At 66.4% G+C, this 18,220-nt stretch carries 18 protein-coding genes; 7 read left to right on the top strand and 11 right to left on the bottom strand.

Features of this window, described 5'->3' with window-relative positions; translation table 11 throughout:
• From ACT6UX_RS13625 to ACT6UX_RS13605, 5 genes are all read left to right on the top strand, one after another.
• The coding region (locus ACT6UX_RS13625; protein ID WP_444775697.1) for a hypothetical protein at positions 1 to 270 on the top strand (270 nt) is incomplete at its 5' end.
• A 52-nt stretch (positions 271 to 322) separates the two neighbouring features.
• A complete protein-coding gene (locus ACT6UX_RS13620) occupies positions 323 to 487 on the top strand; it encodes a hypothetical protein (RefSeq protein WP_444775696.1) in 165 nt (54 codons plus the stop codon).
• Positions 488 to 663: 176 nt separating this feature from the next.
• Positions 664 to 1,377, top strand: a complete 714-nt coding sequence (locus ACT6UX_RS13615) for a carbonic anhydrase (RefSeq protein ID WP_444775695.1) — start codon at positions 664 to 666, stop codon at positions 1,375 to 1,377.
• Between the two features lie 192 nt (positions 1,378 to 1,569).
• Positions 1,570 to 2,370 (top strand): dienelactone hydrolase family protein, encoded by an 801-nt coding sequence (locus tag ACT6UX_RS13610; protein WP_444775694.1) that lies wholly within the window; start codon positions 1,570 to 1,572, stop codon positions 2,368 to 2,370.
• Between the two features lie 366 nt (positions 2,371 to 2,736).
• The gene (locus ACT6UX_RS13605) at positions 2,737 to 2,958 is read left to right on the top strand and encodes a hypothetical protein (protein WP_444775693.1); all 222 of its coding nucleotides are present in this window, start codon (positions 2,737 to 2,739) and stop codon (positions 2,956 to 2,958) included.
• Positions 2,959 to 3,151: 193 nt separating this feature from the next.
• Here the strand turns inward: ACT6UX_RS13605 and ACT6UX_RS13600 are convergent, their stop codons facing one another.
• Positions 3,152 to 3,451 (bottom strand): hypothetical protein, encoded by a 300-nt coding sequence (locus ACT6UX_RS13600; protein WP_444775692.1) that lies wholly within the window; start codon positions 3,449 to 3,451, stop codon positions 3,152 to 3,154.
• A gap of 235 nt (positions 3,452 to 3,686) precedes the next feature.
• On the opposite strand from ACT6UX_RS13600, the gene ACT6UX_RS13595 reads away from it, so the two are divergent.
• Complete coding sequence (locus ACT6UX_RS13595; protein ID WP_444775691.1) at positions 3,687 to 4,709, top strand: NAD(P)/FAD-dependent oxidoreductase; 1,023 nt, start codon at positions 3,687 to 3,689, stop codon at positions 4,707 to 4,709.
• 10 nt (positions 4,710 to 4,719) lie between these two features.
• Positions 4,720 to 5,484: a hypothetical protein gene (locus ACT6UX_RS13590; protein ID WP_444775690.1), complete on the top strand. Its 765-nt coding sequence runs from the start codon at positions 4,720 to 4,722 to the stop codon at positions 5,482 to 5,484.
• 108 nt (positions 5,485 to 5,592) lie between these two features.
• Here ACT6UX_RS13590 and ACT6UX_RS13585 read toward each other — a convergent pair whose 3' ends face one another.
• The 10 genes from ACT6UX_RS13585 to ACT6UX_RS13540 form a co-directional block, all read right to left on the bottom strand.
• Positions 5,593 to 6,846 carry a PepSY-associated TM helix domain-containing protein gene (locus tag ACT6UX_RS13585; RefSeq protein ID WP_444775689.1) on the bottom strand — a complete coding sequence of 418 codons (1,254 nt, stop codon included), beginning with the start codon at positions 6,844 to 6,846 and terminating at the stop codon, positions 5,593 to 5,595.
• Positions 6,847 to 6,854: 8 nt separating this feature from the next.
• Positions 6,855 to 9,296, bottom strand: a complete 2,442-nt coding sequence (locus ACT6UX_RS13580) for a TonB-dependent siderophore receptor (protein WP_444775688.1) — start codon at positions 9,294 to 9,296, stop codon at positions 6,855 to 6,857.
• Between the two features lie 116 nt (positions 9,297 to 9,412).
• Positions 9,413 to 10,396, bottom strand: a complete 984-nt coding sequence (locus tag ACT6UX_RS13575; RefSeq protein ID WP_444775687.1) for a FecR family protein — start codon at positions 10,394 to 10,396, stop codon at positions 9,413 to 9,415.
• Positions 10,397 to 10,484: 88 nt separating this feature from the next.
• A complete protein-coding gene (locus tag ACT6UX_RS13570) occupies positions 10,485 to 11,003 on the bottom strand; it encodes a sigma-70 family RNA polymerase sigma factor (RefSeq protein ID WP_422036289.1) in 519 nt (172 codons plus the stop codon).
• 53 nt (positions 11,004 to 11,056) lie between these two features.
• Positions 11,057 to 12,133 (bottom strand): ABC transporter ATP-binding protein, encoded by a 1,077-nt coding sequence (locus tag ACT6UX_RS13565; protein WP_444775686.1) that lies wholly within the window; start codon positions 12,131 to 12,133, stop codon positions 11,057 to 11,059.
• Positions 12,130 to 13,140: an ABC transporter ATP-binding protein gene (locus tag ACT6UX_RS13560; protein WP_444775685.1), complete on the bottom strand. Its 1,011-nt coding sequence runs from the start codon at positions 13,138 to 13,140 to the stop codon at positions 12,130 to 12,132. The genes ACT6UX_RS13565 and ACT6UX_RS13560 overlap by 4 nt, the downstream gene beginning before the upstream one ends.
• Positions 13,141 to 13,270: 130 nt before the next feature.
• Entirely contained in the window at positions 13,271 to 14,734 is a 1,464-nt protein-coding gene (locus tag ACT6UX_RS13555; RefSeq protein ID WP_444775684.1) for an amidohydrolase family protein, read from the bottom strand.
• Between the two features lie 34 nt (positions 14,735 to 14,768).
• Positions 14,769 to 16,343, bottom strand: coding sequence for an ABC transporter substrate-binding protein (locus ACT6UX_RS13550; protein ID WP_444775683.1), 1,575 nt, complete (start codon positions 16,341 to 16,343; stop codon positions 14,769 to 14,771).
• A 25-nt stretch (positions 16,344 to 16,368) separates the two neighbouring features.
• The gene (locus ACT6UX_RS13545) at positions 16,369 to 17,274 is read right to left on the bottom strand and encodes an ABC transporter permease (RefSeq protein ID WP_444775682.1); all 906 of its coding nucleotides are present in this window, start codon (positions 17,272 to 17,274) and stop codon (positions 16,369 to 16,371) included.
• Complete coding sequence (locus ACT6UX_RS13540) at positions 17,271 to 18,209, bottom strand: ABC transporter permease (RefSeq protein ID WP_444775681.1); 939 nt, start codon at positions 18,207 to 18,209, stop codon at positions 17,271 to 17,273. Before ACT6UX_RS13540 ends, ACT6UX_RS13545 begins: the two co-directional genes overlap by 4 nt.
• Positions 18,210 to 18,220 lie beyond the last annotated feature (11 nt).

The raw sequence follows: 18,220 nt of genomic DNA, 5'->3' as shown, positions 1-18,220 counted from the left end.
CGTGACGAAGCTCAAGCCGGCGGGCGGCTGATGTCGTGGCTCGGCCTGCTGGGCGCGCTGCTGCCCAAGGCGCTCGATCTGCTAGTCGGGTTGTTCGTGAAGAAGCAGCCGCCGCCCGATGTCAGCCGCGAACTCGGTCGTGCGGAACAGCAGAACATCGACCTCAAGGCCGGCACGGCGACCATCCGTGCCGCGACCGAAGCCGCCCACGAATCCGAAACCCGACCGGAGCCCGACCATGATCCGAACGATCGCAGTTTGCGCCGCTAGCCTGGCGCTGGGCGGCTGCCTTGGCGATGACGCTCCGCCGCCGGTGACAGCCATGCCGACCTCTGCCCCGGCCTGTGAGGCGATGCGGCCGGGCTTCCCGGTGCGCGAGATCACCTATGACGGCAAAGCCGACACGCCGCCGACCGTGGCCGAGGTGCGCGCCGCCAACGGTCGGGCCCGCTCGCTCAATGCCCGGTTCGTCGCGACGTGCCCGTGAAGAGCGAACCACCGAACATGCGCTAAGGCGCACACGAGGTCGGGATCTGGATCCGTCCGGAGCCGATTTACTCGCGCTCCAACATCTCCGATTGACAAAGAAGTCTTGCGCCTCTGCTGCTTTCGGCTGCGCACGTTCCATGCGACATTCTCTCCTCAGTTCCGGGGGGAGAGAGAATGTGTAATCTGTGTCTTTCGCGCCGCGGTCTCTTTTCGACAGCGGCAAGCGCAGGGGTCGTGGCGTTGGCAGCAACAGCATGCTCGACAGCGGCGCCTGCGACGGTCGCGCCGCCAACGCGAGCCGTTGATACTCCCGACGCCGCGATAGCTCGTTTGATGGAAGGCAACTCACGCTATGTCGCCGGGCAGATGGCCCAGCGCGATTTTTCGGCTTCCCGCGCTGCGCGCGCCCAAGGCCAAGCCCCGTTTGCGGCAATCCTCGGCTGCGCCGATTCGCGGGTAGCGCCAGAACTGGCGTTCGACCAGTCGCCCGGTGAGCTGTTCGTTGTGCGGGTAGCGGGCAATTTCGTCACCCCCGATGGGCTCGGCAGCCTCGAATTCGGGGCTGCGGTGCTTGGCACTAAGGTGATCATGGTTCTTGGCCATACGTCCTGCGGAGCGGTCAACGCTACCGTTGACGCGCTACAAAAAGGCAACACGCTGCCAGGCCACATTGCCGGGCTGGTGCGCGCCATGAAGCCAAGTGTTGAATCGGCACTGAAGAATCCTGGACCGGATCTTCAGCAGCGCGCGGTCGTTGCAAACGTCCAGGCCAACGTCCATCGGTTGCAAGTAGAAAAGCCCATCTTGGGAGACATGGTCGCCGCAGGTAAGCTCAAGGTGATCGGCGCCTATTACGATCTGCCAACCGGCAAGGTCATCTTAGTCTAGTCGCCCGCTTCCGGGCCTGCTCCAGCTCGCGTTTTTTTGTGCTGCAATTAGCCCGTCGGCCCTTCATCGGGTCGGCGGGCTTTTCTCGTCGAGTGTGGAGACAGTTAGTTCCATCCGGGAGTGGCACGCGCATTGGACGCGCCTTTCATTGAGCTCATAATACTGGGTGAATTGAGGCTGAGGAGCTCTCGCATGCATTGGCTGAAATCTCTGCTGTATGCTGCCGTTGCCCTGGCGGTGACAGCAAGCGCGTGTCACGCCGGTTCGCTTGTAGAGATTTCAGGGGGTGGCGACGCAGAGAAGTCGTTGCCTGCCTACCTCGCCCGACCATCCGGTAACGGACCCTTTCCCGCTATCGTCGTCTTACATGGCTGCGGTGGCATCAACGGCGTCGTTGTGAATTGGGCAGACCGGCTCGCAGGCTGGGGTTATGTGGCAGTCGCACCCGATAGTCTTACACCGAAAGGCAGGAAATCGTCGTGCAGTAGCGGTGCCAGCGATCAGGTTCATGACAGTTATCGCGCGCTGAGTTTCCTTGCCGGCCAGCCTTTTGTGCGCGGTGACCGCATCGGCTTGATGGGAATCTCGCTCGGCGCCGGAGCAACGCTTGCTGCTTTCGAGCGAGACGGGATTGAGAAGGGGTACCCTGAGAAGTTCCGGGCTGCGATCGCATTCTATCCTCCCTGCTCAGGGAGCTCGGGCACTATGAGTGGGCCAACGCTCGTAATGGTCGGCGAACGTGACGACTGGACGCCGGCCGACGACTGTCGCGCTATGGTTGCCGGAGAGAGTGCTATTGGGACATCGCGCAAACCAGATGATCGCTCAATGGTGGAGCTGGTTGTGTATCCAGACACACACCATTCCTTCCTCGATCCGAATGTCGCCGCGGGCGCGGGGTACTTGGGCCATTGGCTGCAATACAACAAGGCCGCCGCAAACGACGCCATCGTCCGCGCCCAGCGATTCTGGGAGCGTTGGCTAGAACAATAGCCATCCTCCCTCGCTCCACGCGCCCATCTTCGCCCGTTCCGGCAGTTGTATGATTTCATCGTACGGTTCGCTGGGGCGGGCTTTTCTTCGTTGGGGGAGACCATTTTGCGGGCGCGCGGAAGATGGCCTCGCCCGACATGGGATTTCCCATATCGGCCAGGGTGCCTGTGTGACGAAGGTACCTTGAGGGACTTTCGAGGTCGGAAATCCGACCGCGCGCAGCGGACTACCCGTGAACGGGCCGGATCGCCTCGATTTGCCCGATGAACATTGGCTTTTCCCGTGCGCAGTACCATGAAAGCGGCGCCTGCGGATCGCCTCCCGCCCGGTCGAGAAACTTAACACCGTCGGCCCCGTTGCCCGCTGATGCCGTCCAAGCCCGAAGCCCTGGCGCTGCACTTGATGCGCGCGCTCTACGATGCCACCGCCGGCCGCCCGATGCAGTGGCGGTCACTGGCCGGGCTCTCCGACGTCGCCGAGACCCGCGAGGCCGTGCAGCTTGCCGTCGATCGCGGCTGGCTGTTGGTCGAGGGTGGGCACTCGGTGTGCCTCACGGACGAGGGGCGGCAGTTGTTACATGCGGTGTAAGAACTAGTCCGGCGAACCTGCGCAAGAGGGCTGCGGCGAGTTGAAGGACGCTCCCATCCCGAACCGCGCGATGCGGTGGTCTAAGGGTCTGTCAGTTCCTGCTGGGTTCACCAGCCGCCGCAGCCCGACCATCATATCGAACCTGTGCAATTCTTGCACGAGTTGGTGGGCCGGAAATGGGCCGGTTTCGGCCCTACCCCGGCGCCCCGCGCGCCCAGGCCAGGGCGTCGTCCTGCGGCGTGAAGATCCAGCCCGTCCAGTCCCGCGAGCCGCACTCCCGGCAGACGAAGCGCAGGGATCGCAGCAGCTTCATGTTGCCACTGTGGGCGCCCAGCGCCTCGCAGGACACTACGGCCCGGCGGCCGCAGGTGCACTCGACGCCCAGCGGACCGCCGTAGCAGACCAGCGTGTGCAGGTTGTTGGTGGTCTCGGCCTTCACCATGCCGGGACGATAGGCCAGCGGCGCGCCGGGCGTCTGCCGACGGGTGCGCATGGCGGCGTGAACGCGGCGCGGGGCTGCTGGCGGTGCTGGCGAAAACGGTGGGAACCTCTTGCCGCAAAACCCTTGCGCCGGTATGCCTCAGGCTCACCGGTGGGAGCGGCCAAGCCGTTGATCTGCTCGTCTGCTACGAGGTCGCCCCCAGCTACCAATTCCGGCCCCCGGTTCTGCGCCTCTGAGGTGCGGCCGGGGGCCTTTCATTTGCGCATCACCTGCGCCAATTTAGACCATGGCCAACGCACACACGCAGCAGACCGACGTCATCATCGTAGGGGCGGGGCCTGTGGGCCTCTTCACCGTGTTCGAGTGCGGCATGGTCCGGCTCAACTGCCATGTCGTCGACGTGCTGGACGACGCCGGCGGCCAGTGCACGGCGCTGTACCCCGAAAAGCCGATCTACGACATTCCCGGCTTCCCCCGTATCGAGGCGGCCGAACTGATCGTCCGGCTGAAGGCCCAGGCGGCGGCCTTCCGGCCGGTCTATCACCTGGGCGAGCAGGTGCAGGCGCTGGAGCCGCTGACCGGCGGGTTCTGGCGGCTGACGACGTCCAAGGGCACCGTGCTGCAGGCCAAGGCGGTGATCATCGCCGCCGGTGTGGGCGCCTTCGGGCCCAACCGTCCGCCGCTGCCCGGCATCGAGGCCTATGAGGGCAAGAGCGTCTTCTACTACGTCACCCAGCGCGAGACCTTCCGCGGCAAGCGGGTGGTGATCGCGGGCGGCGGCGACACGGCGGTCGACTGGGCGCTGTCGCTGGCCGAGATCGCCGGCCGTGTGTCGGTGATCCATCGCCGCGACCGGTTCCGGGCCGCGCCCGACAGCGAGGCCCGGCTCAAGGCGCTGGCGAAGGAGGGCAAGATCGACCTCGTGGTGCCGTATCAGCTCCATGGGCTCGAGGGCGAGAATGGCCAGCTCACGGCGGCGACGGTCTCCACCCTGGAAGGCGAGACGAAGCGCATCGAGGCGGACGTGCTGTTGCCGTTCTTCGGCCTCTCGATGTCGCTGGGGCCGATCGCCGACTGGGGGCTGGCGCTGGAGCGCAACCAGATCGAAGTCAATCCGGCGACGGCGGCGACGAGCAAGGCCGGCCTCTTCGGCGTGGGCGACGTTGTCACCTATCCGGGCAAGCTGAAGCTCATCCTGACGGGCTTCGCGGAGGCGGCGATCGCCGCGCGCTCGGCCTATGCGCTGATCCATCCCGAGACGCCGCTGCACTTCGAATATTCGACGACCTCGGGCGTGCCCGACGCCTGAGCGGCCGGCCGTGGACACTTTCTGCTCCGATGCAGAACTCGGCTACGAGCGGAGCCGCACGCGGTTCGTGCCCGGAGAGGAGCTCCGGCTGGACGAGGCCTATCGTCTGGCGCACCTGCCTCTGATCGCGCCGGATCATCCCGACGTGATCCCGTCGCGTCCCGGTGCAAGCTATCGCATGGGACGGCACGAACGGGCTTTCTCGATGGTCCTGCCGATCCCTCCGGACGAGCTGGAGAAGTCGGCCGCGTATCAGGCGCTGGAAGGCGAACTCAGGCACTCGCCCTTCGCGACCAAGATCGCCTGGGAGCTGATGGCGAAGCGCCGGGAGAGACTCCACGCAACGATCTGCGGATCTCTGTCGAAGGATGTGCCGTACCGCATTTCCGACGACGAGAGGGCCGCTCTCAGGCAGCTCGGTCCGTTACGTGTCGAGGTGCGCGGCCTGTTCTCCGGCAACATCAACGTCGGCCGCCTCTATCTGCGCGTCTACCCAGAGTGTCGGAACGGCATGAACCTGCTGCGCCGGATCCAGCGGAGTCTCGGCAGGCCGGAAACGGATCTCTACCTTGTGGGTCTCTACAATCTCACCGATCACCTCGAGGCGGCCGAAGCGAAAGAGCTGCAGGAGATCGTCGCGCGATGGTGGGACAGGCCGTTCCTCACGCTCGACGTGAATTGCCTCTGGCATCTGGGATCGTTTGACGATCTCGTCCTCGACGCTTTCGTCGAGGAAGTGATTGCGCTCGATTCGACGAGCAATATTATTGCGTAGGAGGGCGCCGCGGCAGGAATTCGGGGGGCTGCGACATGCGATTCGTTTACTTCGTTTGTTTCGGTTGTTTCGTTTATCGGCCACGACTTCGATCTTTCCAACGGTCTGCTAGGCGGGGCGGCCCGTGCGCTCAGATCGCCTCCGCGCAAAGCGTTTGCGATACCAGATGACCACCCCGGTTACGGACAGAGCGGAGACGACGATCCCCATCACCGAGATGGCGATTCGCCCTGCCGTGCCGAGGATGCGGCCGGAATGCAGGGGGAACTGCGCCTGCACGAAGATGTCGGCGGCCGTGCCGGTCCACGGGACGCGCTCGCCTAGCACGGCGCCCGTCGCGTCGAGGAACAGGCGTGTCGGATGCATCCCGGCCTCGGTGCGGTTCCGGCTGGTGTGCGAGAACTGCACGGTATGGATGCCCCAGTTCGGCGCATAGTAGATTCCGGCAACCGGCGCCTGCCAGCCGCGCTGGGCCGCCTCGTGTCGCGCGATTTCCACGATGTCCGCGTAGCCAACCTGCGGTTCGATTGGATGTTTGCCGTCGCCGGGCATGCGCCCCTCGAACGGCGTCGGCGTCACGCTCGAGACCATTTGCATCAGCGGGAAGAAGATCTCGCGATGGAGATTGAGCGAGAAGCCGGTGAAGGCGACGATGAAGAGCAGCACCCACGTCCAGAGGCCGAAGGCGCGGTGGATGTCGAAGTTGAGGCGCCAGGCGCTGGCGCCACGCTTGATCTTCCAGGCGGGCGCCCACCGCCCGGCCCAGGCTGTCCAGCCACGCGGTCGTGGACTTGCGCCGCCGGCGACGTGGCGGCGTGCGGGTAGGGTCAGGTAGAAGCCGATGAAGCAATCGACGGTCCAGGCGAGGGCCACGATGCCCATGAGCCAGATGCCCCATTCGTCGACGTCCCACATCTCCGGAAGGTGGAGCGAGTAGTGCAACTCGGAGAGGAACGAGACGAGGTTTTCGCGGGTGACCGGCCAGGGCGCGCCCCATTCCCGGCGGCCCAGCTCCGCGCCGGTTGCCGGATCGAGGAAGAGCTGGTTGAAGCCGAGTTCGTGGGGCAGGCCGCTGGCGGGATCGATGCGCGGAAGGATGCTGAGCGCGAGCGACTCGCCGGGCTCAAGGATCATGGGCACATAGGAGGCGCGGATTCGCGGGTCGCGCTGCTCGGCAATCGCCGCCAGCGCGAGCGGCGGCAGGGCCGGGCCCGAGGTACGGACCCGGACGAGATGCGGGTTCAGCACGCCGTCCAATTCGTGATCCCACGAGATGACCGCACCGGTGAGCCCGGCCACGAACAGGAACGTTGCGAGGGCGAGGCCGAGCCAGCGATGTGCGAGGACGAAGGCGAACCGCATGCGGTCGCCTAGAAGTCGGCGGTGGCCGACAGCCGGAACGTGCGGGGCGAGCCCTGGATCGCGTAGCCGTAGTAGGCCGTGCCCCAATACTGGGCATCGAACAGGTTCTCGACGTTGAAGCGCAGGGCGACCGGATGGCCGGTCGGGCTCTTTGCATTCTCGAACACGTAGCGCGCGCCGACGTCGACGCGCGTCCAGTCGGGAATCGTGCGGCGCGGATAGTCGAGGTCGATGTACTGCGCGGCGGTGTAGATGACGCGCCCGTTGAGGGTAAGGCCCTGCGCGAACGGCAGGTCCCATTCGCCGCCGAGATTGATCTGCAGGCCGGGACTGCCGAAGGCCTGCCATCCATCGTTCGTGCCGCCCTGCGACTGGGTGATGATGGCCTCCAGCAGCATGGCGCCGCCCAGCAGCCGCACGCCGGGCACGGGTTCGCCGAACACGTTGAACTCCAGGCCGCGATTGCGCTGCTGGCCGGCGAGCGTGAGGGTGTTCGTCGCCGTGTCGGTGATGGTGCTGGGCTGCGCGATCTGGAAGGCGCTCACCGTCGTCGTGAGCTTGCCCCAGTCGATCTTCACGCCGACCTCGAACTGCGTCGACTTGAAGGGCGCGAAGGTCTCGCCGGCATTGGCGAAGCCTGCCGGTACGAGCTGGCCGGGCTGCAGGCCCTGGATCCAGTTGCCATAGATGGAGACGTTGCTCCACGGCTTGAAAACCAGCGCTACCGACGGCGAGAAGGCGCTTGCGTCGTAGGTCGAGGTCTCTGCTCCCGAGACCGAGTCGTAGTTTACCGTCTTCACGTTCTGCAGTCGGCCGCCGGCGGTGATCTGCAGTCGCTTGTCCGCGACCGAGAGCGTGTCGGCGAAGGCGAAACCCGACAGCATCGTGAGGCCGGTCTTGTTGGCGCCGGGATTGGGCAGGTTCTGCTGCGCGATCAGGTTGGGCCGGTAGATGTTCGAGGTGAATGTCGTGCCGACGGCCGATCCCGCGCCCGATTCCTGCCGAAAGGTCATGGCCGAGAAAGCGAGCTCGTGGTCGATGGGGCCGGTCGGCACCTTCGCGCGGATGCCGGCCTCGCCGCTCCAGAAGCTGTTGTAGACGTCCTGCTTGAAGGGAGTCTGTGTGATGTCGCCGTTGACGTTGGTCGCCACGGGATTGCCGCCGGAGAAGCTGCTCACCTTGTTGTCATGGGCGCCGACGGCGGCGTAGGCGGTAATGCTCTCCGTCAGATCGACCTCGCCGCGCAACACCGCGAACAGGTCCTTCTTGTCGGTGCCCGTCCATGTCTGGCCGAAGTTGGAACCGTTCGACGGTGCGCTCGGCATCGCCACGCCGGCCGCCGGTTGCACGTAGGAGACGAGGCCGCCGATGATCTGCGACTGGAAGCCGAGATCGAGGGAGAGGCGGACATTGTCGCCGCGGAAGTCGAGGCCGAGCGAGGCCAGGCCGAGCTGTTCGGTGTTGCGTTCGATCGCGGTGTTGCCGGCGCGGAATACGCCGTTGAAGCGCGCGCCGAACTGCTGGTCGTCGCCCAGGCGCCGGCCGACATCGACATGGGCGCCGAACTGGCCGGAATAGGCATAGCCCGCCGTCACCTGGTTGAGCGGTTCACTGCCGGCGCGCTTCGGGACCACGTTTACCGTGCCGCCGATCGCGCCGCCCGGGGCCATGCCGGTCAGCATGGCGCTCGGACCCTTCAGGATTTCGACCCTCTCCGGTATTTCCGCAGCCACGGCAGCGACGGGCAACATGCCGTAGAGACCGTTGAACGAGGTGTCGAGACTGCCGACATAGAAGCCCCGGATCCACATCGCTTCGTCGAGGCTGCCGCCCGACGGCCACACCGTGCGCACCGACGGGTCGTCGATCAGCACGTCGCGCACAGTTCGTGCCTGCTGGTCCTGCGCTTTCTGCGAGGTGTAGCTGGTCTGGTTGAAGGGCGTGTCCATCACGCCGCGATTGCCGAGCAGTCCGAGCTGCGCGCCGGTCGCCACCTGGCCGCCGGCATAGGGCGGCGGGATATTGTCGATCAGGCCCTGACTCGGCACCGGGAACACGCCCTGGACCTGCACCGGATCGAGTTGTAGAGCGCCCTGAACGTTGCGAGCGCCGGGCTTCTGCAGGACGACGGTGTTGCCGCTCACCGAGTAGACGATGCCGCTGCCGCCGAGCAGGCGGCCGAGCGCCGCGTCTGCGGTCAGGGTGCCGCTGATGGTGGGCGACGCCAGACCACGCAGCAGGTCGCCATGAGCGGACACCTGCAGGCCGCTCTGGCGACCGAATTGCGCAAGCGCATCGGCCAGCGGCTGCGCGGGAATGTTGAAGTTGAAGACCCGGGGCGCCGCCGCACCGGGTGACTGCGCCGGCGGGCTCTGCGCCAGGGCGGGCAGGCCGGTCGTGCCGAGTCCTGCTGCCAGTGCCAGTCCGATCGCCGTCCTCATCGAATGCATGCGCGTCTCTCCGCTCGAGGACCGCGCACGATGGCGACAAGCGACGCATCAACAGCCCCCCGATCTCGACACGATGGCGCGCCGTCACGTTTTCAGATTTCCTCCGAAGAAATTCCTCAGTCGCCGGTGACGACAATCAGCCACGGCGAGATCTGGTGCAGCGATGCGCCCTGGGCACGCGCCACGGCGCGCAGAGCACCCACGGGATCGGCGAGATTGTAGATGCCGGTGAGCGGCTCCGCGGCGAGCTTCCGGCCGTGCAGGACGACGACGCCGTCGAAGTAGGGACGCAGGGCGTCGATCACATCGCTCACCGGCTGGTTCTTCACGACGAGCTGTCCGGCCGTCCATGCCGCGACCAGGTCGCGCGGCGCCTGCCCACGACCGACAACTCCTGTATGCGTCACCTGCGCCCATTGCCCGGCGAGCAGGCGCTCCGCCCTGGCGACGTTCGGCGCCGTGACGTCGACGATGCCGTCGCGTACGGCCACCTCGACGTTGTCGGTGCCGAGCCTGACCTCGAAGGCGGTACCGACATCGCGCGCGACGACGCCGCGCGCCTCGACGGCGAACGGGCGTGACTCGTTCGCGACCTCGAAGAAGGCGGTTCCCTTCAACAGCTTCACGCGCCGTTCGCCGGTCGAATACTCGGCGACGATGGCGCTTTCCGGCGCCAGCTCGACACGCGTGCCGTCGGCAAGGTCGAGGCGGCGCTGCTCCGCGCTCGCGGTCATGTGGTCGGCCTCGAATCGAAGAAGCAGGGTGCTGCCCTGGAAGAAGAGCAGCAGGCAGGCCGCCGTCGCGAGCGCGGCCAGTCCGCCGCCAATCGTGCGGCGCCGACGTTGCCGGCGGGCTACGGCGGCGCGGCGCTGTCTCAGGAACTCGGCCCAACCCGGCTCGCGGGGCGGCACCGAGGTCGCGAGCAGCGTTGCCGTCCGGCTCATCTCCAGCCAGTCGCGCGCGTTGTCGGCGCTCGCGCCGCGCCAATGCTCGAAGGCAGCCCGCAGCGCACCGTCGTCCGGCCTCTCGGCAAGGGCCAGAAGCCACTTGCTAGCGGTATCGGGCATCTCGTCGTTCGCGACTTCTCGTCTGTCGGCCATGCTTTCCTGCGGGCGGGCGCAACTCCCGCACTTCCTACACGACGGGCAAGGGGCGAAATTTCAGGGAAAGTTCGATTTCGGGGACCGATTACCGGTCGGGCGCCACGCGCGCGAGGCGGGCACGGCAATGTTCGAGGCCGTCGATCACCAGCGAATGGGCCAGTCCGATCGAGACTCCGAGGTAGGCGGCGATCTCCTTCAGCGTCGCGCCGCCCATCCGGTGCATCTCGACGGCGATCCGCGTCCGCTCCGGCAGTTCGAGCAGGGCGGCCTGCAGGGCCTGCAGTTCGCTGCGGGCCAAGACTTCCGCCTCGGGAGAGGGCCGGTCCTCGGCGATCCCGTCGAGCAGCGAGGCCGTGCCCGCAACGATGTGGCGCTCCTCGCGGCCCTGCTTGCGGCGGCCGTCGATCGCGAGGTTGCGGACGATCCGGTAGAGGTAGCTCAGCGGCTCGTCGAGAAGCTGGCGCCGCGACACCGCGTCGAAACGCAGCCAGGCCTCCTGCACCACGTCCTCCGCTTCGGCGCGCGAGCCGACGATTCCGGTCGCGTAGTCGATCAGCGAACGTCGGTGCTCCGTGAAAAGCGCGGTCGTAGCTTCTGATGGCACGCCTGGATCATATCGCGAGTGCGAACGGTTCGCAATTGACGCGGTTGTCCAATCTACGCGGCCGCGGAGAGCTTGCGCAGGGCGGCCAGCCGGCGGGCGTAGGGAGGATCGTTCTCCGGAACCAGGATGGGTGGCACGATGCTCTCGGCAAAGTGGCAGGCCACGACCTGCCCTTCGGCGCCGGCGCCGTCCTGCAGGGGACGGAGCAGAGGCTCCTCCTTGCGGCAGCGGTCCTGGGCGTAGGCGCAGCGCGTGTGGAAGCGGCAGCCCTTGGGCGGGTTGAGCGGACTGGGCACATCGCCGGCCAGGCGGATGCGCGCGCGCTGCGCGGTCGGATCGGGCACCGGCACGGCCGACAGCAGGGCCTGGGTGTAGGGGTGACGCGGCCGCGCGAACAGGCTGCGCTTGGGCGCCAGCTCGACGATCTTGCCGAGATACATGACGGCGACGCGGTCGGAGATGTGCCGCACGACGGCGAGATCGTGGGCGATGAAGATGTAGGAGAGCCCAAACTTGCCCTTCAGGTCCTGCATCAGGTTGATGACCTGCGCCTGGATCGACACGTCGAGCGCCGAGACCGGCTCGTCGCAGACGATCAGCTTGGGCTGCGAGGCCAGGGCCCGGGCGATGCCGATGCGCTGGCGCTGGCCGCCGGAGAATTCGTGCGGGTAGCGCAGCGCGTGCCACGCCGACAGGCCGACCTCGCCCAGCAGCTCGTCAATGCGTTTGCGCAGGGCGGCGCCCGAGGCGATCCCATGCAGGCGGAGCGGCTCGGCCAGTGTCTCGCCCACGGTGAGGCGCGGGTTCAGCGAGGCGTAGGGGTCCTGGAAGATGATCTGCATGTCGCGCCGCAGGTCGCGCAGCGCGCCGCGGGACAGGCCGCGCACGTCGCGGCCGGCGAAGCGGATCGTGCCCTCGGTGGCCTCGATCAGGCGCAGCACCAGACGGCCCGTCGTCGACTTGCCGCAGCCCGATTCGCCGACCAGCGCCAGGGTCTCGCCCGGGGCCACGTCGAAGGAAAGGCCGTCGACGGCGCGCACGGTGCCGACGGCGCTCTGGAAGACGATGCCGCGCTTCACCGGAAAGTGCTTGGTGAGGCCGGAGACGGAGAGGAGAGGCTCGGTGGTCATTCGGCGGCCTCGGCGAGAACCAGGTCGAGCGGCGCCTTCCAGCAGGCGGCGCGGTGGCCAGGCGCGATCTCCCGCAGCGCGGGCTGCTCGGCGCGGCACTTCTCATCGGCGAGCGCGCAGCGCGGGCTGAAGCGGCAGCCGGGCGGCAGGGCGTAGGGATTGGGCACGACACCCTCGATGGCGGTGAGACGTTCGTCGCCGTCGCTGCCCAGCCGCGGGATCGAGCCCAGGAGGCCCAGCGTATAGGGATGCTGCGGGTCGGCGAACAGCAGGCCAACCGGCGCCTCCTCGACGATGCGGCCGGCATACATGACGATCACGCGATGCGCGAGTTCGGCCACCACACCAAGATCGTGGGTGATCAGCATGATCGCCGCGCCCGTGCGCTCGCGCAGGTCGCGCAGCAGGTCGAGGATCTGCGCCTGGATGGTGACGTCGAGGGCGGTGGTCGGCTCGTCGGCGATCAGCAGTTTCGGGTCGCAGGCCAGCGCCATGGCGATCATCACGCGCTGTCTCATGCCGCCGGAGAGCTGGTGCGGATACTCGTCGAGCCGGGTTTCGGGCGAGGGGATCTTCACCAGCTGCAGCATTTCGAGCGCGCGGGCGCGGGCCGCGGCGGCGCTGAGCGAGCGGTGGAGCTGGACGGCCTCGATGATCTGATTGCCCACGGTCTGCACCGGGTTGAGGCTGGTCATCTGCTCCTGTACGAACAAGGCGATGTCGTCGACGCGGATGGCGCGCATGTCGCCTTCCGGCAGGTCGAGGAGATTGCGACCTTCCAGTTTGATCTCGCCGGCTGTGATGCGGCCGGGCGGATTGGGCACCAGCCGCATGATCGAGAGCGACGTCACCGACTTGCCGCAACCCGACTCGCCCACGATGCCCAGCGTTTCGCCGGGCGCCAGCGAGAAGCTGATGCCATCGACAGCGGCGAAGGAACTGCCGCCGGAGCGAAACTCCGTGCGCAGGCTCTTCACTTCGAGGAGGGGCGTATCCTTTGTCATCATCGCCGATCGTGTTCCTCTCCCCCGCCAGGGGGAGAGGCTAGGTGAGGAGGCGAGGCCGGGTGTAACCCCCTCGCCCAACCTCTCCCCCTGGCAGGGGAGAGGAGCATGAATTGAATGCGGCTCATCGTTTTCATGTCACCGGCCGCGACTGCGGCAGACGATCGCGCGTGCCGTAGACGGGGGGCGCGAGCTGGTCGGCGGTGCGGCCGGCCCAGTCACGCTGGCTTACCGTTTCGAGCCGCTTGCGCTGGCCCTCGACGAGGCCGGCGGTCGCCGCCTCGACATCGACCGTCAGGACCTGGCCGTCCTTCACGACCTGCGTGCCATCGACATAGACGTGGCGGATGGCGCGGTCGCCCGCAGAGTAGATCAGGCTGCGCACCGGCTCGTGGGCCGGTTGCATGTAGGGATGGCTCATGTCGACCAGCGAGAAGTCGGCCTTGCAGCCCGGCGCCAGTCGGCCGATGTCGGGCCGGCGCAGCATCCTGGCGCCGCCGATCGTGGCCGCCTCGAAGGCGTGCCGCGTCGTGCCCATCTTGTAGTTCATGGTTATGGCGCGGGCGAGGTAGCAGACCAGTCGTATCTCATCGAGCATGTTGTGCGGGAAGGTGTCGGTGCCGATGCCGACCGTGATGCCTGCATCCATGTAGCGTCCGATCGAGTTCATCACCATGCCGCGCCGCGCGAACACGGTCGGGCAGTGTGCCACCGAGGCGCCGGAATCGCGCAGCCGCTCGAAGTCGTTGGCGTGCGGATAGTGGATCTGCGGATGGTCGTTCAGGAAGATGCCATGGCCGATGATGAGATCGGGCCCGAGCACGCCGATCGAGTCGAGCCATTCGATGGGTGTCTTGCCGTGACGATGGACCATCTCGTGAAATTCGACGACGGCCTGGCAGGCATGGGTCTGCATCGGCAGGCCGCGCCGCCGGGCTTCCTGCAGGGCCTCCTTGAAGAAGCCCTCGCGGCATGTGTCGATCTGCGCCGGGCCGACCATGCCGGAGAGGCGACCGCTGGGGTGTTTCGCGGCCTCGTCGAGTGTCGCCATCGAGGCCTCGAAGGCCTTCTCGCCGGCCTTTTCGTCCCAGGCATATTCGACCGTGTGGCCGTTCTTCGTGTACCAGACGCCCTGGCGCATCATCGGGCAGATGACGGCGCGGATGCCGGTCGAGGCGAGGTCGTCTGACCAGCCGGGGCGTGCCATCGACAGGTCGGTGATGGTCGTCACGCCGCTCTTCAGCAGCTCCGAGACCGCGACCTTGGAGGACGGGCCGGCATCCTCGGGATTGAGTCCGAAGACGGTCAGGTATTCGTAGAGCGAGCTCTGGCCGAGCTTGTCGCTGCCATACTCCTCGGTGAGACCCTTGTTGGCGGGCTCGGAGAAGGGATGGCTGTGCACGTTGACGAGGCCGGGGATGGCCATCATCCCCTTGCCGTCGATGACCGTATCGACCGGGCCCGTGTAGCCCGGTCCGACATGGGCGATCTCATTGCCCTTGAACACGAGATCGGCATTTTCGAGATAGACGTGCCGCCCTTCGGCCTCGTCCCACGCAACGATGTGGTCGAGGCCGGCGATCTTGGTCGTCTTCATAAGCGCTTCGCTCCGATTGCTTGCTGTCTGCTGGCTATTTGTAGGCGAGGCCCAGGCCCTTGTAGAGACCGCAGCCATAGTTGCCGTGTGCCTTGATGGGCTTCAGCTTGGCGCCGGCCACAACGAACAGCGGCTCGTGGAACAGCGGAATCCAGACGAAGGCATCGTGCACCTTCTGCTGCACCGCTTGGTACGAGTTCGTGCGCGTGGCCTCGTCGAGGGCGGTCGAACCCTTGTCGAGCAGCTCGTCGGTTTCCTTGTCCTTCCAGTTCATGCGGTTGGGTGTCGGCGCATTGGTCGACCGGAAGTAGAGGTTGAGCGCATCACCGGCGCTGACATAGGGGAAGCTCATGCCGAAGGCGTCGAACTCCTGCGTGGCGAGCTTGCCCCAGGCGACCGTCGCGTCGAACAGTTGGATCTGCAGGTCGACGCCGACCTTGCGCAGGTCGCCCTGCACGGCCTCGGCAATCTCCTTGAAGGCGCCCGAGATGCCGTAGATCACCGGCGCCAGCTTCTTGCCGTCCTTGTAGCGGAAGCCGTCGGCACCCTTCTTCCAGCCCGCCTCGTCGAGCAGCCTGTCGGCCTCCTTGATGTTCTCGCCGTAGGCCGCCTTGTTCAGCTTGCCGTTGAAGTCGAGGACGTTGGGCATCAGCATCGTCGAAGCCGGGTCGGCGAAGCCGAAGGTCACGGCTTCGGTGATCGCCTTCTGGTCGACGGCGAGGTTCATGGCCTGGCGGACGCGCACGTCGTTGACCAGCTCCTTGTCGACCTTGAAGCCGATGAAGTAGGTCCAGAAGAAGTTTTCGGCCTTGGTCACCGAGAGGTTCTTGTTGGCCTGCAGCTCCTTGATCGACCAGTAGGGCACGTACTGGCTGGCGTCGGCCTGGCCGGCCTGCAGTGCGGTGACTCGGGTATTCTCCTCGGGCACTACCTTCCAGATCACCTTGTCGACCTGCGCCTCGGTATAGTCGTAGATCGGCGGACCCCACTTGTAGCCCTTGTGCTTGGAGAGCACCGTCGAGTCGCGCGGCGTCCAGCTCTCGAAGCAGTAGGGGCCGGTGCCGTCGAAGCCCTTTACGCCGAAGTCGGCGCCGAGTTGCTTGGCCTGGTCGACGTTCAGCACCGTGTGGAAGTACTGCGTCATCTGGTAGAGGAGCTCGGAGAACGGCTTCTTGAGCTTGTATTCGACGGTGAAGTCGTCGGGTGCGGTCACCTTGTCGACGTCGCCCATGCGCCACTTCACGAGACCCTTGGTCTCCGGGGCGAGCCAGCGCTCGTAGGTGGCGACGATGTCCTTCGCCGTCATCTTCTTGCCGCTGCAGAAGGTGACGTCGTCGCGGATCTTGAACGTGTAGGTGAGGCCGTCGGGCGAGACGCTCCAGCTCTTGGCGAGGCCCGGCTTCAGGGTCTTCATGTCGAAGTCGAGGTTCACCATCGTGTCACCCATCATGTAGATGACCTCGGCGCCCGACCGGGCGGTCGACTTGTGCGGATCGTAGCGATCGGTGTCGATCTCGCGCACGATCGTCACGCTCTTCTGCGCCATCGCCGGCACGGCGATGCCCACGACGGCAACTGCCGCAAGCGCCGTCACTGTCAATCTTCTCATGCCCACACCTCCGTTTGTTCCGGGTCTATTGCCTCAACTTCGGATCGAGGGCGTCGCGCAGCGCGTCGCCCAGGACATTGAATGCGAGAACCACGAGGAAGATCGCCGCGCAGGGGATGGTTGAGACCTGCGGCGCGATCGACAGGAATTTGCGGCCGTCGGCGGCCATGCTTCCCAGTTCCGCGGTCGGGGGCTGCGCGCCGAGGCCGAGGAACGACAGCGCCGCACCCAGCAGGATTGCCTGGCCGAGCTGCAGGGTCATGTAGATCAGGATGGTCGGCCAGCAGTTGAGCGCGAGGTAACGCCAGATGAGCGCGCCGTCGCCAAGTCCCACGGCACGGCCGGCTTCCATGTACTCCTGCTGCATGATCGACTGCGCGGCGCCGCGGGCGATGCGGGCGATCGACGGGACCGATGCGATGCTGAGCGCAACCACCAGCGAGAAGAGACCCGTGCCCAGCACGGCTGCGATGGCGAGGCCGAACAGGATCGACGGGAAGGAAAGCAGGACGTCGACGAAACGCATCAGCGGCTGGTCGAGGCGCCTGAAATAGGCGGCGCTCAATCCGATCAACGCTCCCAGGCCGCCGCCGACCACGACGGCGATGATGCCGATTCCCAAAGTGGCGCGCAGGCCGAACAGGATGCGACTGAGCATGTCGCGACCCTGGTTGTCGGCACCCAGCAGAAAATCCGGGCAGCGCGCGCCGCCGATCGGGCACAGGCGCAGCCGCATGTTGGAGGCATAGGGGTCGAAGGGAGCGATCCAGGGCGCGAGCAGCGCGGCCCCGACGATCACGATGAGGAAGAGCGCCGCGATGGCGGCCGGCGGATCGCGCAGGATGCGCCGCCATACGGCATTCTTGCGCCGGATCGCGGCGATGGCGCGCTGGTCGGCCTGGCTCTGCAGGGGAAGGGCGGCGTCGGTCATCCGCGGGCGATCCTCGGATCGAGATAGGCATAGAGGACGTCGACCAGCAGGTTGATCGCCATGAAGCCGACGGCGAGAATCAGGATCGCGCCCTGTGCCAGCGGGAAGTCGCTCGAGGTGATGGCGCCCACCGCCATGCGGCCGACACCGGGCCAGGCGAACATGGTCTCGGTGACGATCGAGCCGCCCAGCAGGAAGCCGATCTGCAGGCCGACCAGCGTGATGACGGGGATCATGGCGTTGCGCAGCGCATGGCGGATCGTCACGCGCCAGTCCGAAGCGCCTTTGGCGCGGGCGGTGCGCACGTAGTCGGCGCCCAGCGTCTCCAGCAGGGACGTCCGGGTCATGCGCGCAACCGGACCGACGAACACGGCGCCCAGGGTCACGGCCGGCAGGATGATGCTGAGAAAGCCGTCGGCGGTCCAGATCGGTCCGTTGCGACCCTGGAAGGGCAACAGGCCTGCCCCGCCGACATACTGGATCAGCAGCAGGCCGACCCAGAAGATCGGCACCGACACGCCCATGACCGAGAGCGCCATGATGGCGCGGTCGATTACCGTGCCGCGGCGGCGGGCGGCGAGGGTGCCCAGGGTGATGCCGAGCGGCACGGCCCAGATCAGGCAGGCCAGCATCAGCTCGATGGTCGGCCAGAGGGTGAGGGCGATCTCGTCGACGACGGCGCGATTGGAGATCATGGAGCGGCCGAGGTCGAGTTGGAAGACGCGGCCCAGATAGCGGCCGAACTGGACCCAGAGCGGCTGGTTGAGGCCGAGGTCGTTGCGAATCGCGTCGACTTCAGCCTTGGTCGCGGTCGGGCCCGCGACCACCGTTGCCGGATCCGTGGGCACGACCTGCAGCAGCAGGAAGCCGATGAGCAGCACCCCCAGCAGGACCGGAAGCGAAATCATCAATCGATGAGCGATATGCCGTGCCATTTATTTCGACA

The sequence above is a fragment of the Reyranella sp. genome (assembly GCF_052439685.1).
Taxonomy (GTDB): Bacteria; Pseudomonadota; Alphaproteobacteria; order Reyranellales; family Reyranellaceae; genus Reyranella.
The sequence above is the reverse complement of the archived record's forward strand: the minus strand, read 5'-3'. Positions and strand labels throughout refer to the sequence as shown.

Excerpts from the sequence above, each read along its gene's own strand:
- ACT6UX_RS13620 (WP_444775696.1), top strand. The coding sequence starts at position 323 with ATGCCGACCTCTGCCCCGGCCTGTGAGGCGATGCGGCCGGGCTTCCCG.
- ACT6UX_RS13615 (WP_444775695.1), top strand. The coding sequence starts at position 664 with ATGTGTAATCTGTGTCTTTCGCGCCGCGGTCTCTTTTCGACAGCGGCA.
- ACT6UX_RS13610 (WP_444775694.1), top strand. The coding sequence starts at position 1,570 with ATGCATTGGCTGAAATCTCTGCTGTATGCTGCCGTTGCCCTGGCGGTG.
- ACT6UX_RS13605 (WP_444775693.1), top strand. The coding sequence starts at position 2,737 with ATGCCGTCCAAGCCCGAAGCCCTGGCGCTGCACTTGATGCGCGCGCTC.
- ACT6UX_RS13600 (WP_444775692.1), bottom strand. The coding sequence starts at position 3,451 with ATGCGCACCCGTCGGCAGACGCCCGGCGCGCCGCTGGCCTATCGTCCC.
- ACT6UX_RS13595 (WP_444775691.1), top strand. The coding sequence starts at position 3,687 with ATGGCCAACGCACACACGCAGCAGACCGACGTCATCATCGTAGGGGCG.
- ACT6UX_RS13585 (WP_444775689.1), bottom strand. The coding sequence starts at position 6,846 with ATGCGGTTCGCCTTCGTCCTCGCACATCGCTGGCTCGGCCTCGCCCTC.
- ACT6UX_RS13580 (WP_444775688.1), bottom strand. The coding sequence starts at position 9,296 with ATGCATTCGATGAGGACGGCGATCGGACTGGCACTGGCAGCAGGACTC.
- ACT6UX_RS13575 (WP_444775687.1), bottom strand. The coding sequence starts at position 10,396 with ATGGCCGACAGACGAGAAGTCGCGAACGACGAGATGCCCGATACCGCT.
- ACT6UX_RS13565 (WP_444775686.1), bottom strand. The coding sequence starts at position 12,133 with ATGACCACCGAGCCTCTCCTCTCCGTCTCCGGCCTCACCAAGCACTTT.
- ACT6UX_RS13560 (WP_444775685.1), bottom strand. The coding sequence starts at position 13,140 with ATGATGACAAAGGATACGCCCCTCCTCGAAGTGAAGAGCCTGCGCACG.
- ACT6UX_RS13555 (WP_444775684.1), bottom strand. The coding sequence starts at position 14,734 with ATGAAGACGACCAAGATCGCCGGCCTCGACCACATCGTTGCGTGGGAC.
- ACT6UX_RS13550 (WP_444775683.1), bottom strand. The coding sequence starts at position 16,343 with ATGAGAAGATTGACAGTGACGGCGCTTGCGGCAGTTGCCGTCGTGGGC.
- ACT6UX_RS13545 (WP_444775682.1), bottom strand. The coding sequence starts at position 17,274 with ATGACCGACGCCGCCCTTCCCCTGCAGAGCCAGGCCGACCAGCGCGCC.
- ACT6UX_RS13540 (WP_444775681.1), bottom strand. The coding sequence starts at position 18,209 with ATGGCACGGCATATCGCTCATCGATTGATGATTTCGCTTCCGGTCCTG.